The organism is Pseudomonas sp. B7 (genome assembly GCF_016735645.1).
Classification (GTDB): domain Bacteria; phylum Pseudomonadota; class Gammaproteobacteria; order Pseudomonadales; family Pseudomonadaceae; genus Aquipseudomonas; species Aquipseudomonas glycinae.
In genome coordinates this window covers 22915-38083 of the sequence record NZ_JAERRE010000014.1, presented here as the reverse complement: position 1 = coordinate 38083, position 15169 = coordinate 22915, and the positions used below count along the sequence as shown (strand labels likewise).

General features: G+C 61.6%; 12 protein-coding genes. 2 read left to right on the top strand and 10 right to left on the bottom strand.

What is annotated here, in order from left to right; genetic code table 11:
* Nucleotides 1–66: 66 nt before the first annotated feature.
* Complete coding sequence (locus JKA62_RS26140) at nt 67–1668, bottom strand: sensor domain-containing diguanylate cyclase (RefSeq protein ID WP_201820164.1); 1602 nt, start codon at nt 1666–1668, stop codon at nt 67–69.
* A gap of 220 nt (nt 1669–1888) precedes the next feature.
* Between JKA62_RS26140 and ycaC the strand changes: the two genes are divergently transcribed.
* On the top strand, nt 1889–2521 hold the full coding sequence (gene ycaC / locus JKA62_RS26135; protein ID WP_007958138.1) for an isochorismate family cysteine hydrolase YcaC: 633 nt from the start codon (nt 1889–1891) through the stop codon (nt 2519–2521).
* Nucleotides 2522–2609: 88 nt separating this feature from the next.
* On the opposite strand, the gene JKA62_RS26130 is transcribed toward ycaC, so the two are convergent.
* The 5 genes from JKA62_RS26130 to xylA all read right to left on the bottom strand — a co-directional run bounded on the left by JKA62_RS26130 (nt 2610) and on the right by xylA (nt 8942).
* Nucleotides 2610–3599 carry a zinc-dependent alcohol dehydrogenase family protein gene (locus JKA62_RS26130; RefSeq protein WP_201820160.1) on the bottom strand — a complete coding sequence of 330 codons (990 nt, stop codon included), beginning with the start codon at nt 3597–3599 and terminating at the stop codon, nt 2610–2612.
* A gap of 109 nt (nt 3600–3708) precedes the next feature.
* Nucleotides 3709–4845, bottom strand: a complete 1137-nt coding sequence (locus JKA62_RS26125) for a sugar ABC transporter permease (protein WP_201820156.1) — start codon at nt 4843–4845, stop codon at nt 3709–3711.
* On the bottom strand, nt 4846–6402 hold the full coding sequence (gene xylG, locus JKA62_RS26120; RefSeq protein ID WP_011333727.1) for a D-xylose ABC transporter ATP-binding protein: 1557 nt from the start codon (nt 6400–6402) through the stop codon (nt 4846–4848).
* Between the two features lie 79 nt (nt 6403–6481).
* Nucleotides 6482–7483, bottom strand: a complete 1002-nt coding sequence (gene xylF, locus JKA62_RS26115) for a D-xylose ABC transporter substrate-binding protein (RefSeq protein ID WP_169429994.1) — start codon at nt 7481–7483, stop codon at nt 6482–6484.
* Nucleotides 7484–7625: 142 nt separating this feature from the next.
* On the bottom strand, nt 7626–8942 hold the full coding sequence (xylA, locus tag JKA62_RS26110) for a xylose isomerase (RefSeq protein ID WP_201820153.1): 1317 nt from the start codon (nt 8940–8942) through the stop codon (nt 7626–7628).
* Between the two features lie 188 nt (nt 8943–9130).
* On the opposite strand from xylA, the gene JKA62_RS26105 reads away from it, so the two are divergent.
* Nucleotides 9131–10306: a XylR family transcriptional regulator gene (locus JKA62_RS26105; protein ID WP_201820150.1), complete on the top strand. Its 1176-nt coding sequence runs from the start codon at nt 9131–9133 to the stop codon at nt 10304–10306.
* 8 nt (nt 10307–10314) lie between these two features.
* Here JKA62_RS26105 and JKA62_RS26100 read toward each other — a convergent pair whose 3' ends face one another.
* The 4 genes from JKA62_RS26100 to JKA62_RS26085 form a co-directional block, all read right to left on the bottom strand.
* Nucleotides 10315–11577: an NAD(P)/FAD-dependent oxidoreductase gene (locus JKA62_RS26100; RefSeq protein ID WP_201820147.1), complete on the bottom strand. Its 1263-nt coding sequence runs from the start codon at nt 11575–11577 to the stop codon at nt 10315–10317.
* Complete coding sequence (locus JKA62_RS26095; protein WP_201820144.1) at nt 11567–13159, bottom strand: aldehyde dehydrogenase (NADP(+)); 1593 nt, start codon at nt 13157–13159, stop codon at nt 11567–11569. The genes JKA62_RS26100 and JKA62_RS26095 overlap by 11 nt, the downstream gene beginning before the upstream one ends.
* Nucleotides 13160–13239: 80 nt before the next feature.
* Nucleotides 13240–14187, bottom strand: coding sequence for a dihydrodipicolinate synthase family protein (locus tag JKA62_RS26090; RefSeq protein WP_064595748.1), 948 nt, complete (start codon nt 14185–14187; stop codon nt 13240–13242).
* Nucleotides 14188–14242: 55 nt separating this feature from the next.
* Nucleotides 14243–15169, bottom strand: coding sequence for a 4-hydroxyproline epimerase (locus JKA62_RS26085; RefSeq protein ID WP_011333734.1), 927 nt, complete (start codon nt 15167–15169; stop codon nt 14243–14245).

Genomic DNA, 15169 nt, shown 5'->3' with positions numbered 1-15169 from the left:
GATATGAGGGAGTGTGGGCTGATTCCAAGGTTGAGCCGGTAAATAAATCGTGAAGCGCGGGCTCGCTCAGCGATCCGTGCGCGGCATCGCCGCAATCGGCTGGATTTGCCGGGATGCCTGCGCCGAGCACCAGCGATTCCGCCCTTGCTGCTTGGCCTGATACAGACAGGTATCGGCCGCCTTGAGCAAAGTCGCCGGGGTCACCGCGTCGTCCACCGGATAACGCGTGGTGATCCCCGCACTCGCAGTGACATACCCCAGCGGATGCCCGGCATGTTCAAGCTCCAGCGAGCGAATGGTCTGCAGAATGTCTTCGGCCACCTGAATCGCTCCGGCGCTGTCGGTGTTGGGCAGGAGCACGGTGAATTCCTCGCCGCCGTAGCGCACGGCCAGGTCCGAAGGCCGCTTGACCGCTTTGCGGATGCCGTCGCCGACCGCGATCAGGCAGTCGTCGCCAGCGGCATGGCCGTACTGGTCGTTGTAGCGCTTGAAGTAGTCGACATCGAGCATGATCAATGACAGCGGAGAACCTTGACGCCGGGCCAGGCGAATCTCGTCCGCCAGCGCCGCGTCCAGTCGACGGCGATTGCCGAGGCCTGTGAGGCTGTCGGTCAGCGCCATGTCGCGCATGGTCTTGTGCGCGGAACGGATCTCCCGTTCCATCGCGATTCGCTGGCGCAACTGGCTCAGCACGATGAGCCCGAAACAGGCCAGCACCAGAATCATGAACACCAGCACGAAGCCGTTTTTCAGCAGGTCCTGGCGCCACGGCGCGATGATGGAGTCATGGGACAAACCGGCCTCGACCACCAGCGGGTAAGTGGTCAGTGCGCGATACCCGTAAAGGCGCTCAGTGTCGTCGACCACCGCCCTGATCTGGGCGATGCCCTGGTTGGAGCTGGGCAGGTAGGTCTTGAAAATCTCGCTGTTCGCCAGGCTTTTTCCGACCACCGAGGCAATGAACGGCCGGCGCACGAGGATCGTGCCGTCGCGCATCGCCAGCACCAGCGCGCCTTTGTCGTCGATACGGAAATCACCGTAGTAATCGACGAAATAACTGACCTTGACCGTCCCCAGCAGAACGCCGGCGAACGAGCCGTCGGGGTTATTCAAACGGCGCGAGATCGGAATGATCAGGTCATGGGTGGAACGGCTCTCCACCACCTGACCGATGCGCACGCGCCGGTCTTCATGGGTGCGGTGGTACTGGAAATAATCGCGGTCAGCGTTGTTGGCGGTTTCGGGCGTGACCTCCTTGTCGGTCACGATCCAATGGCCGTCCGGGCCGTAGATGAACAGGCCGTGCAGCTGCGGCATGATTTTCGACTGCTGAACGAGCAGCTTGTGAATGCGTGCCACATCCAGGTTCTGCAGCCCATCGCCTTCGACACGCTCGGCCAGCCCGGCGGTCAGCACATCGACCTGGCGAATGGTGTCCTCGGCATGCTGCGCCGTGGCGCGAGCAAGGTTGGTCACCGAATCACGCGCGGAGGCAAAGACCGAACGATAGTCGCGCCACGTCCGCCAGCTCTCGACCGCCAGAAAAGCCACGACCACCATCAGCATGAAACTGACGGTCAGGCGAAAGGTCGAGCCGGCCTTCACGCCCTTGCGGGTCGCGCGCGGTGCTTGATCTGGCGTGGGCGCTTGCGTGTTGCGTCCGGGCATCAACATTTCCCTGGAGGTCGGTCTGAGCGGGTGAGCATTATGACAAGGATAGGCGCGAAGGTCGGGCCGGCTGTGTGAACTGGCTGGCAGTTTGAGTTGATTGTCCGTTTTGGGTTGACGGTGAAACGCTTTTCAGACGATTTATCGCTTTCAGGCGAGTCAGTAATCTGTGCCCATCTTGAACGCAAACGCACTTCCACAACTAAAAAGGGATTCATACATGAGCACTCCAACCTACAACCGCCTGAACAAAGACGACGCCGTGGTTCTGCTGGTCGACCACCAGACCGGTCTGATTTCTCTGGTTCAGGACTTCTCGCCAAACGAGTTCAAGAATAACGTGCTGGCGCTGGCCGATCTGGCCAAATTCTTCGAATTGCCGACCATCCTCACCACTAGCTTCGAACAAGGCCCGAACGGCCCGCTGGTGCCGGAACTCAAGGAAATGTTCCCGGACGCGCCGTACATCGCCCGCCCAGGCCAGATCAACGCCTGGGACAACGAAGACTTCGTCAAGGCGATCAAGGCCACCGGCCGCAAGCAGATCATCATTGCCGGGGTCGTGACCGATGTGTGTGTAGCGTTCCCGACCCTGTCGGCGCTGGCGGAAGGGTTTGACGTGTTCGTGGTGACCGACGCTTCCGGCACCTTCAACACCACCGTGCAGCAAGCCGCGTGGAATCGCATGACCCAGGCCGGCGCACAGATGATGAACTGGTTCTCGGTGGCCTGCGAACTGCACCGCGACTGGCGCAACGACATCGAAGGCCTGGGCAACCTGCTGTCCCAGCGCATTCCGAACTACCGCAACTTGATGAACGGCTATGCCGCACTGACGGCGCATCAGAAATAACCGGATGCCGGATGGGCGAAAGCCTGCTTTGAAAAAAGCAGGCTTTCGTCGTTTCTACCGCAAACAGCAGAGCAGGGGACTCATCACCTCAAACCATGACGACAATCTTCCCGACCTGTTGATTGGCCTCAAGAAAACGGTGCGCTTCCTGAATGTCATCCAGGGCAAATGTCCTGGCAATGATCGGTTTCAGCGCACCCGAAGCCAGTCCGTCTCCGATGAAAGCCTTGGCGCGCGCCAGGATGGCCGGGTCGGAGACGATCTCCGTATAGAGGTAACCCTTGAGGGTCAGGCATTTGCCCAGCACGGTGAACAGCGGGAACGGCGTCGGTTCCGGGCTCAGGGCACCGTACTCCAGCAGGATGCCGCCGCGCGCCATGCTTTGGGTCAGCGGTTCGAACGACGGGCCGCCCACCGGATCGAACACCACCCGCGCGCCTTTGCCGTCGGTCAGCGCCATGACCGCTGCAACCATGTCTTCTTCGTCGCTGACGATCACGTGCGCCGCGCCGGCGTCGAGCAAGGCTTTTTTCTTGGCACGGGTGCGGGTGACGGCAATCGAGGTGGCGCCGACCATTTTGGCGATCTGGAAGGCTGCCAGGCCGACGCTGCTGGAGGCGGCGGTGACGATCACGAAGTCGTCCTTTTGCAATTTGGCCTGTTCGACCAGCGCACCCCACGCGGTGACGTATTGCATCCACGACGCCGCCGCTTGTTCAAACGACAGGTTCTGCGGGTGTTTGACGGTGAGGTGGGCGGGCACGTTGGCCAGCTCGCCGTAAGTGCCCCAGCGCGCGATGTCCAGCGGCGGAATCAGGCTGACGGCATCACCGATCTTGAACTCGCTGGTGTTGGCGCCGACTGCGACCACCACGCCAGCAGCTTCGTAGCCGAGACGACTGGGAAACTCCGCTTCCTGCAGATAGGCGTGATTACGGAACATCACTTCGGCGCGATTCAGGCCAAAGGCTTTGACCTCAATCTGCACTTCGTCCGCAGCGGGCGCCGGGACGTCGACGTTTTCCAGTTTCAGGACACTCGCGTCACCGTATTCATGAATCCTGACAATGCGTGCCATCTTTACTTCCTCGGTTATCGATGAAATTACACTGGCGTGATCCAGTGCCATGGACGCCAATTTAGGCTTTGGACTGCTTCGGATAAAGGCCTGGGATGACAGCAGCCTGTCAACGCCGCCCAGTCCGCGTACTCACATCAACCCAAACCGCCAACACCAGAATGCTGCCCTTGACGATCATCTGCCAGTAACTGTCGACGTCGAGCATGGACATGCCGTTGTCCAGGCTGGTGATGACCAGGGCGCCGAGGAGGGCGCCATAGACTGTGCCGGAACCGCCACGCATCGAGGTGCCACCGATGAAGCAGGCGGCGATGGCGTCGAGTTCGCCCATGCTGCCGGCCGAGGGGGAGCCGGCGGCCAGGCGCGCGGTGTTGACCACGCCGGCGAGGGCGCACATCACGCCCATGATCCCGAAGATCCAGAGCTTCACGGCCTGCACATTGATACCGGACAGGCGCGTCGCTTCCATGTTGCTGCCCACGGAATAGACGCGTCGGCCGAACACGGTCTGGCTGGTCACATAGCTGAATCCGCCCAGCAGGATCAGCAGGAGCAGGACCGGCACGGGAATGCCGTCATAGCTGTTGAGGGTCTGGACAAAACCGGCCAGTACCGCGCCGATCAACAACACCCGTGCCACGTCACGCGCCAGTGAATGTGCCGCGAGGCCATGAAGGGCGCGATTGCGTCGCTGTTTCCAGGTCAGGAACAACGTCAGTGCGAACAGCAGGACACCCATACCGGCACCGATCGCATGTGGCAGATAACCCTGGCCAATGTAGACGAGTTCCGGCGACACCGGAGCGATGGTGGTGCCGCCGGTGATCCCCAGCAAAATCCCCCGGAAAGCCAGCATGCCCCCCAGCCCCACGATAAATGACGGAATGCGCAGGTAGGCCGCCATGTAGCCGTTGGCGAGGCCGATCAGCAGTCCGCACACCACCACAAGGCTCAGGTTCGCCAGCAGTGGTATGTGATAGACAACGTCGAGAATGGCTGCCACGCCACCGAGCAGGCCCAGCAATGAGCCGACGGACAGATCGATCTCGCCGCTGATGATCACCAGCACCATGCCGCAGGCGAGAATCCCGGTAATCGACATCTGGCGCAGCAGGTTGGAGAGGTTGCGTGGTGTCAGGAATCCGCCCTCGGTCTGCCAGCTGAAGAACAGCCAGATCAACGCCACGGCAAACACCAGTGCGAGCATCTTGTAGCGGGTGAAGAGTTGTTTGACCTGATTCATTTACGCGGATTTCCGATCTTTATTGTTATGGCTGTCAGGCTGGCTGAGTGCGGCGGCGAGTACCTGTTCCTGAGTGAGTTCATGGTTGACGAAATCGCCCTGCAACCGGCCTTCGCCGATCACCAGTACGCGGTCAGAAACGCCGAGCACTTCGGCCAGCTCCGAAGACACCATGATGATCGACACACCCTCAGCGGCCAGCATCCCCATCAACTTGTAAATCTCGTACTTGGCGCCGACATCCACCCCTCGGGTCGGCTCGTCAAGGATCAGTACTCTGGGTCTGGTCAGCAGCATCTTCGCCAACACGGCTTTTTGCTGATTGCCTCCGGACAGGCTGGTGATCGGCAGGAACGGGCTCGCGGTCTTGAGGTGCAGGCGCGAAATTTCCCGATCGATGCTGCCCAGTTCGGCTTCGGCGTCGATGCGGGTCAGTTTCGAGAAACTGTCCAGCACGGCCAGGGTGATGTTCTGGCCGACACCCAGGTCGGGAATGATCCCCTGACGCTTGCGGTCCTCGGGCACCAGGCACACGCCGGCGCGGATTGATTTGAGCGGCGTGCGGGTGTCGATGGGGTGGCCGTCCAGCCAGACTTCGCCTTCGTGGCGACCGGGGTAGGCGCCGAACAGCGCGGTCACCAGTTCGGTGCGGCCTGCACCGACCAGCCCGGCGATGCCGAGGATTTCCCCGCGTCTGAGGCTGAACGAAACGTCGTCGACCCGTTTGCGTTTGGGGTTGTCGACGTCGTAGCAGGTGATGTGGCGCGCCTCGAAAATCACCTCGCCGATGTCGTGGGGTTCGGTGGGGTAGAGGCTGCTCATTTCCCGGCCGACCATCTGGGTGATGATCTGTGGAATATCCATGTTTTCCATGGCGGTCGTGGCGATGTGTTGACCGTCGCGGATCACCGAAATGGTGTCACACACGGCGGCCACTTCATCGAGCTTGTGGGAGATGTAGACGCAAGCGACGCCCTTGGCCTTGAGATCGCGGATGATGTCCAGCAACACCTCGATTTCCGAACGGGTCAGGGCCGATGAAGGCTCGTCGAGGATCAGCAGACGTGCCTGTTTGTTCAGGGCCTTGGCGATTTCCACCAGTTGCTGATAACCGCCGCCGTACTGCGAAACCGGCAGTGACACGTTCATGTCCGGCACTTTCAGTTCACGCATCAGGGCTTCGGCGCGGTGGATCATCGCCGGGTAATTCATCCGCCCACCCGGCAGCGTCAGCTCATGGCCCATGAAAATGTTTTCGGCCACCGAGAGGTCGGGAACCAGCGTCAGTTCCTGGTGAATGATGACGATACCAGCGGCTTCCGTTTCGCTGATCGATTGCGCTTTGAGCGGCTGACCGTCCCAGAGGATTTCACCGTCCCAGGTGCCATGGGGATAGACCGCAGACAGGATTTTCATCAGCGTGGACTTGCCGGCGCCATTCTCGCCGCACAGCCCGACGCACTCACCCGGCCGGACCTTGAGGTCGATGCCGTTGAGCGCTTTGACACCGCCGAAGGTTTTGACGATGCCGTTCATTTGCAGCAGATAGTCGGACATGGCAAAGACTCACAAGCGGCAGATACGGGACTGAACCCGCAGGAGCAGAACGCCTGCGGGGGCATCACTCAACGAGTGTTTACTGTCCGGCGATCTGCGCCTTGGTATAGAAGCCGTCCTGTTCCAGCAGGTCGATGTTGTCCTTGGTCAACGGAGTCGGGGTGAGCAGGATGGTGTCGACTTTTTTGCTGCCGTTGTCGTATTGCGAGCTGTAGGCGGGTTTCTCGTTGCGCGCCAGTTGCACCGAGAGTTTGGCGGCTTCGGAGGCAATCAGTTTCAGCGGTTTGTACACCGTCATGGTTTGAGTGCCGGCGATGACCCGCTTGACCGCTGCCAGGTCCGCGTCCTGTCCGGAGATCGGTACTTTGCCGGCCAGTTGCTGAGCGGCCAGGGCCTGAATGGCGCCACCGGCCGTGGCGTCGTTGGAGGCGACGATGCCGTCGATTTTGTTGTCGTTGCGGGTCAAGGCGTTTTCCACAATGCTCAGCGCTTCTGTCGGGTTCCATTCCTTCACCCACTGCTGGCCGACGATCTTGATATCGCCCTTGTCGATGGCCGGCTGCAGCACCTTCATCTGACCTTCGCGCAACACTTTCGCGTTGTTGTCGGTGGGCGCGCCACCCAGCAGGAAGTAATTGCCCTTGGGCGCTGCATGCAGCACGCCGCTGGCCTGCATCTCGCCGACCTTTTCGTTATCGAAGGAAATGTAGGCGTCGATATCGGCGTTGAGGATCAGACGGTCATAGGACACGACCTTGATGCCGGCTTTCTTCGCCTCGGCCACGGCATTGGTCAGCACGGTGGCGTTGAACGGCACGATGACGATGACATCGACGCCTCGGGAAATGAGGTTTTCGATTTGCGAAATCTGCTTTTGCTCGTTGGCATCGGCCGACTGTACGAAGACCTTGGCGTCCATTTTTTCCGCTGCGGCAACGAAGTAATCCCGGTCTCGGGACCAGCGTTCCAGTCGCAGGTCATCGATGGAGAAGCCGATTTTCGGGTGGGCAGCATCGGCCATAACCGGTAACGACAATAGCGCCAGGGCGCTGGCCAGCAGCGTGCGTTTTACATTCTTCATGGTGGTGCGTCCTTTTATTTTTGTTTGAAAGACACGGCCTGACGATGAATATCGGGCTGGTGGAACTGTAGAGAATCAGTAGGCGAAACGGACTACAGATTTGTCGCGCAAATGTCACAGCGCCCGCGGTCCCCATTGGCGATCAGCGATAGATAAACCGGTTGACGACGTTTTCGAGCATTTCCTGCCGACCGCTGACGGCCTGTGGGTTCAATTCGTTGGCAAAGGCGTGCTCGGCCAGGGACTGGAGATTGAAGTCGCCTGCCAGCACCGACTGGCCGAAGGGCTGCTGCCAGCCGGCATAGCGTTGGTCCTTGAGCCGTTGCAGCTGATCGTTCTGGACCATGGCGGCGGCCCGCTCGAGCGACAGGGCGAGGACGTCCATGGCACCGACGTGACCGTGGAACAGATCGGTCTCATCGAGGCTCTGGCGGCGCACCTTGGAATCGAAGTTGAACCCGCCATTGCCGAAACCGCCGGCCTTGAGGATTTCATAGGTGACCAGGGTCATCTCCTCGACGCTGTTGGGGAATTGATCGGTGTCCCAACCGTTTTGCGGGTCGCCCCGGTTGGCATCGATGCTGCCGAAAATCCCCAGCGAGACGGCCGTCGCCACCTCGTGATGAAAACTGTGACCGGCCAGAGTGGCGTGGTTGGCCTCGATGTTGACCTTGATTTCCTTTTCCAGACCGAACTGCTGGAGAAAACCGAACACGGTGGCGCTGTCGTAATCGTACTGGTGCTTGGTCGGTTCCTGCGGTTTGGGCTCGATCAGCAGGTCACCTTTGAAGCCGATCTTGTATTTGTGCTCGACCACCATGCGCATGAAGCGGCCCAGTTGTTCGCGCTCGCGTTTCAAGTCGGTGTTGAGCAGGGTTTCGTAGCCCTCGCGACCGCCCCACAACACATAGTTGGCGCCCTTGAGGCGTTGAGTGGCGTTCATGGCGCTGAAGACCTGGGCGGCAGCGCAGGCGAACACTTCAGGATCCGGGTTGCTGGCGGCACCGGCGGCAAAGCGCGGATTGCTGAAGCAGTTGGCGGTGCCCCACAGCAGCTTGATCCCGCTTTCTTCCTGATGGCGTTCCAGGTGATCGATCATCTGTGCGAAGTGGTTGCGGTACTCCTTCAGCGAATTGCCTTCGGGGGCGACATCCGTGTCATGAAAGCAGTAGTAATCGATACCCAGCTTGGAGAAAAACTCGAACGCGGCCTGCGCCTTGCCGATGGCCAGCTCCATCGGGTCACCGGCGTGTTGCCACGGGCGCTTGAACGTCCCGGAGCCGAACACGTCGGAGCCAGGCCAGACAAAGGTGTGCCAATAACAGGCGGCCATGCGCAGATGTTCGCGCATGGGCTTGCCGAGGATGATTTTGTCGGCGTCGTAATGACGGAAGGCGAGGGGCGCATCGCTGGCAGGACCTTCGTAGCGGATCCGGTCGACATCGGGGAAGTACGGCATTGGCAATGTCCTTGTTGTTCTTGGTTGTTGTTCTTGGGCGTGTCCCGATACTAGCAACGGCCCCGTGCCTGCCGATTACGAAAATCACCAACACGCAGTGCGATTTTGCGTATTGAGATTCGCCCTCTGCGCGCCTAGTCTGTGCACACCGCCTCTACGGCAAGAGGCCCGGAACAAGCCTGAAAACAATGAAAACCGTACCGCCTGTTCACCGCATCGCCCTGTTATTCAACGGGAGCAAGATCTATGACCGCGGCATCATCAGCGGCATCGGCAACTACCTGAGCAGCACGCGCGCGTCCTGGGACCTGTTTCTGGAAGAGGATTTTCTCTGCCGCTTGAAAGGTATCGAGCGTTGGCAAGGTGACGGGATCATCGCCGACTTCGACGATCCGCTGATTGGCGAGGCGCTGGCCGATATCAAGTTGCCCGTGGTAGCGGTGGGTGGTTCTTATCAGGATGAACGGGCCTATCCCAAGGGGATCCCGTACGTCGCGACCGACAATAACTTGCTGATCACCATGGCTTACGAGCACTTGATCGAGGCCGGGCTGCAACGGTTTGCCTGTTTCAGCCTGCCTGAGGCGCAGGCCAACCGCTGGGCCCAGGAACGCGAAAAGGCTTTTCTGCGATTGATGCAACGGGACGGCTTGCACGCCGAGGTCTATCGCGGCATGGGCACCAGCGCGCCGCTGTGGGACAGCGCCGTCGAACAGTTGATCGCCTGGCTGCAAAGCCTGCCCAAACCCATTGGCATCATCGCGGTCAGTGACGCCCGCGCCCGGCAGTTGCTGCAAGCCTGCCTGACCGCCGGAATCGCCGTTCCGGAACAGGTGGCGTTGATCGGCATCGACAACGACCCGCTGACTCGCAGCCTGACTCGGGTCCCGCTAAGTTCGGTGATCCAGGGCACCGAAACCATGGGCCGCACCGCCGCGCAACTGCTGCACCAGATGCTGCACGGCAAACCGTCAACGGGCGCGCATGTCCTGATCCCGCCCGAAGCGATCAACGTCCAGGTGTCGAGCTTGCATCAACCGTTGGGCAACCCCTATGTGATGCAGGCGCTGCTGTTCATCCGCCAATATGCCTGCCAGGGCATCAAGACCGCGCAAGTGGCGGCTTATGTCGGTGTGTCGCGTTCCTCGCTGGAGTCGCACTTTCGCACGGTGCGTGGTTGCAGCGTGCATGACGAGATTCTGCGTTTCAAACTGGCGGCGGCCACTCGCGGGCTGGAAAAAACCGACACGCCGATTGCGGACGTTGCCCGCACGTGCGGTTTCAAATCCGCGCAGTACCTGCACACGGTGTTCCGTCGAGAGTTCGGGTGTACGCCCCGGGAATATCAGCAGGGCGCCAGATAGACGGCCATTCAAAAGCGATCCAGTCGATAGGGCTCGCTCGACGGGAGAATACGCGCCGTGTCCTGCGCCGACGGCAATACCATCCCCCCAACCATCTCCGCCGTCACCGCCGCCTGCGTCAGCCCCAGATGTTGATGCCCGAACGCAAGCAATACTTTGCCGTCACACACCCGATCGATCACCGGCAACGAATCCGGCAGCGATGGCCGAAACCCCATCCACGGTGTGGCTGCTTCGACACTCAACTCATCACGAAACAACCCCTGGCTCAACCGATGCAACTGCCAGGCGCGGGCCATGGTCGGTGGGGCTTCTAGGCCGGCGAATTCCACGGTGCCGGCCAGGCGCAGCCCTTCGGACATTGGGGTCATGATGAATTTGCGTTCCAGCGAGGTGACGGGGAAGGGCAGTCGGTTGTGTTCGTGAGGCAGCATCAGGTGATAGCCGCGCTCGGTGTCCAGCGGGACTTTTTTGCCAGTCAGTGCAGCGGTGAGTTTTGCCGAGTGGGCGCCACAGGCGATCAGTACCTGGCGAGCGGACAGGGCGCCGGTTCCGGTCATCAGATTGACGCCATGCTCGTGCAGTTGCCCGCCCTGAACGGCCTGTTTCACAAACTGCACGCCGCTGGCTTTCGCCGCCTCGACCAACTCACAAACGACGCGGTAGGGATCGATGAAATGCCCGGTGTTCGGGAAAAACAGTCCGCCCTGAATCTGTTCGCTGAGTTGCGGCGCGGTCTCGCGTACCTCCCCGGCTTGCCACCAATCTACCGGCACTTGTTGCTGTTGCATGCGTCGCTGCAATGCTTCAAGGGCCGGGCGTGAGTCGGGTCGTTCGAACACCAGCAGCGAACCTTCCATCTTCAACAGCTCGGGGCGCTGAATGTCATTCAGCAAGCGGTGCCAGGCATCCAGCGAGCTTTCATTCAGCGCGCGCAACCCGGCAACGGTGCGCTGGAACGGTGCCGAGCGCAGGTTCAGCAACAGCCGTGCGAACCAGGGCAGGGCGCGGGGCAGGTATTTCCAGTCCAGACGCAGCGGGCCCATCGGGTCCATGAGCATGGCCGGCAGGCGTTTGAGGATCGAGCTGTCGGCAATCGGAAACACCTGCTCGGTCGCCAGGTGTCCGGCGTTGCCGAACGAGGCGCCGTGGCCCGGTTCCTGCGGGTCGATCACCACCACCCGCAAACCCTGACGGGCCAGGCGCAGGGCACTCGCGACACCGATGATGCCGGCGCCGACCACGGCGATGTCGTACGGGTTATTCGGCATTTTTCGCGGTTTCCCTTTGGCCATCGAGCAAGCGACGCAGCGACAGTGGATTGGCGTGTTTGAGCGCGGACGGCAGCAGGCGGTCGGGGAAATCCTGATAGCAGACCGGGCGCAGGAAACGCAGGATCGCCGCGGTGCCCACCGAGGTGGTGCGCGAATCGGAGGTCGCCGGGAACGGCCCGCCATGCACCATCGCATCGCAGACTTCAACGCCGGTCGGCCAGCCGTTGACCAGCAGGCGTCCTGCCTTGCGCTCCAGGGTCGGCAGCAAGGCGCGGGCCTGTTCCAGGTCCTCGTCATCCAGGTGCAGCGTGGCGGTCAGTTGGCCTTCCAGCTGTTCGAGCACCTGACGGATTTCAGCGTCGCTGGCGCATTGCACGATCAAGGAGGCGGCGCCGAAGGCTTCGGCCTGCAACGAATGATCGGCGAGGAAGTCGGCGGCGTCGGTGACGAACACATGAGCCTGGCCCTGATTCGGATCCGACGCGCGCTGGCCGACGGCGGCAATACGCGCCCGGGTATTTTCCGCGAGGGCATTCACGCTGGATTCGTAGGCGTTGAAAATTCCCGGCGTGAGCATGGTCTGCGCGGGACTGCGCTGGATCAGTTCGCTGGCTGCGCCAATGAAAGCGTCCAGCGCCGGCCCCTTGCGAGCGATGACCAGACCGGGATTGGTGCAGAACTGACCGGCGCCCAATGTCAGCGAAGCCACAAAACCCTGGGCCAATGCCTCGGCGCGATTTTGCAGAGCTGCCGGAAACAGCAACACCGGATTGATCGAACTCATTTCCGCATACACCGGAATCGGCTCGGGCCGGGCTTGAGCCGCTTTGATCAGCGCGAGACCACCACTGCGCGAACCGGTGAAGCCGACAGCCTTGATCCGGGGATCGCTGGCCAGCGCAATCCCGACTTCACGGCCCAAGCCATAGAGCAACGAGAACACACCTTCCGGCAAACCACAGGCCTTGACCGCTCGCGCAATAGCGCGGCCGACCAGTTCGCTGGTGCCGGGATGGGCGCCGTGGGCCTTGACGATCACCGGGCAGCCGGCGGCCAGCGCCGACGCGGTATCGCCACCGGCCACCGAGAACGCCAGTGGAAAGTTGCTCGCGCCAAACACCGCCACCGGGCCCAGTGGAATCTGGCGCTGACGCAGATCCGAACGCGGCATTGGCTGGCGTTGCGGCTGCGCGGTGTCGACTCGCACATCCAGCCATTCACCGGCCCGCACGGTGTGGGCAAACAAGCGCAGTTGCTGACAGGTGCGGCCCCGTTCTCCCAGCAGGCGCGGGCGCGGCAGGCCGGTTTCGGCCAAGGCGCGGTCGATCAGTTCGTCGCCGAGGGCTTCGATTTCGCCCGCGATGGTTTCAATGAATTCGGCTCGTGCCTCGAGCGATGTCTCGCGATAACGGTCGAGCGCCGTCCAGGCCAGTGCGCAGGCCTGCTCGACATGCTCGGCAGAACCACCGGCGTAGGCCGGCTCCAAACGCAGGTTGGTGGCGGGATTGATCCCTTGGATGACGTCGCGGTCGCCGGTGAGGGTTTGCTGACCGATCAGCAGTTGGCCCGTCAGGGTCATGGCGCATTCCTTATCAATAAAACAGGTCACGAATAAGGCCCGCCGCCGTGGGTGGCGGCGGGCTGGAGCGCAGCGGCAGGTCAGGCGAAGTTCTGTTCCGCCGACCAGTTTTCGTACCAGTGACGGAACAGCGTGTACTGGGCTTCCGCGTAACGGCGTTGCGAGTCGCTCAAGGCATCGGTTTCGTTGAAATGCAGGGTGTATTCCTTGTCGCCGTTGAGCACCATCAGGTGTTTGTAATACAGCACCAGATCCGTGCCTTCGTCGAAGGACGACAGCACCGCCAGCGCCGATTCCAGTTCGCGGGCCTGGCGCCGGGCCTTGGCGTCACCCTTGGCGGCCTGCTTGCTCAGGGCCACCAGTTGCAGCACTTCGCGGGGCAGGGCGTTGCCGATTCCGGTGATGGCGCCGGTGGCGTTGCAGTTGACGAAGCCGTGCACCACTTGGGTGTCGACACCGACCATCAAGGTCACGTCATCATCCTTGGAGGTGATGTTTTCAGCGGCGTAGCGCAGGTCGGCGCCACCGCCGAATTCCTTGAAGCCGATCAGGTTCGGGTATTCACGGCGCAGTTCGAAGAACAGGTCGGCGCGGGTGGCGAAGCCGTAGTAGGGGCTGTTGTAGATCACAGCCGGCAGGTTCGGCGCGGCTTGCAGAATCGCCGCGAAGTGGGCCTTTTGCGCCGCCGCCGAAGCACCACGGGACAGCACCCGAGGAATCACCATCAACCCCTGCGCGCCGACCTTCGCCGCATGGGCCGCGTGGGACACCGCTTCACGGGTGTTGACCGCGCCGGTGCCGACGATAGTCGGAATGCCGGCGGCCACCAGCCGCGCCACACCTTCCTGACGCTCCGCTTCGGTGAGCAGCGGCCAGTCGCCCATGGAGCCGCAGTACACGACCGCGCTCATGCCGATGTCGATCAGCTCGCGACCCTTGGCCACCAGCGCATCGAAGTCCGGTTTGCGCGCGGCGGTGCACGGGGTCATCAGGGCGGGCATGCAGCCGGTGAAGATGTTGTCGCTCATTATTGTTCTCCTTGGAACGGTCTTTCAGAGGGGGTTGAAAAAACAGCGCAGCGGCTCAGATGCCCCACGCGAACGGATCGGTTTCGTCGATCAGCAGCGTGCTGTCGGCGGTCATGTGGGCGCGGCCGGTGATGTACGGGCGGATGCGTTCGCCTTCCCATTCAAAGCGGCCTTCAAACTGGCTGCCGGTGATGCTCGCCTGCACCCAGCGCTCGCCGGGCGCGAGTTTTTCGTCGGCGGCCAGGCACGCCAGTTTGGCGCTGGTGCCGGTGCCGCAAGGGGAGCGGTCGTAGGCTTTGCCGGGGCACATGACGAAGTTGCGGCTGTCGGCTTCGGCGTCATCGGCGAACAGTTCGATATGGTCGATGAGCGCGCCGTCCTCGCCATGGATGCCTTGCTCTTCGAGGGCCTTGAGCATTTTCCAGGTGAGGTCGGTCAGGGTTTCGACGTTGTCCATCGTCAGGGTCTGGCCGTGTTCGGAGACCAGGAAAAACCAGTTGCCGCCGTAGGCCACGTCGCCGAGGAAACGACCGTATCCCGGCACTTCCACCGCCACCTGCTTACGAAATCGATAAGCCGGCACGTTGCCCAGAGTCACGGCACCGTCTTCATGCAACGTTGCGCTGACCGGGCCGACCGGGGTGTCGATCTTGTGCACCCCCGGCGCGATCAGCCCCAGGTGCTGCAGCGATGCGACCAGACCGATGGTGCCGTGGCCGCACATGCCGAGGTAACCGGCGTTGTTGAAGAAGATCACCCCGCAGGTGGCGTCCGGCGACACCGGCTCGCAATACAGCGCGCCCACCAGCACATCGTTGCCACGCGGTTCCAGCAGGCAGGCGCGGCGCCATTGGTCATGCTGGTTGCGCAGGGCATCGCGCTTCTCGGCCATGGTGTGGCCGGGCAGATCGGGAAAACCTTTCATCACCAGACGCGTGGGCTCGCCGCCGGTGTGGGAATCAATGACGTGTACTCGTTTCAT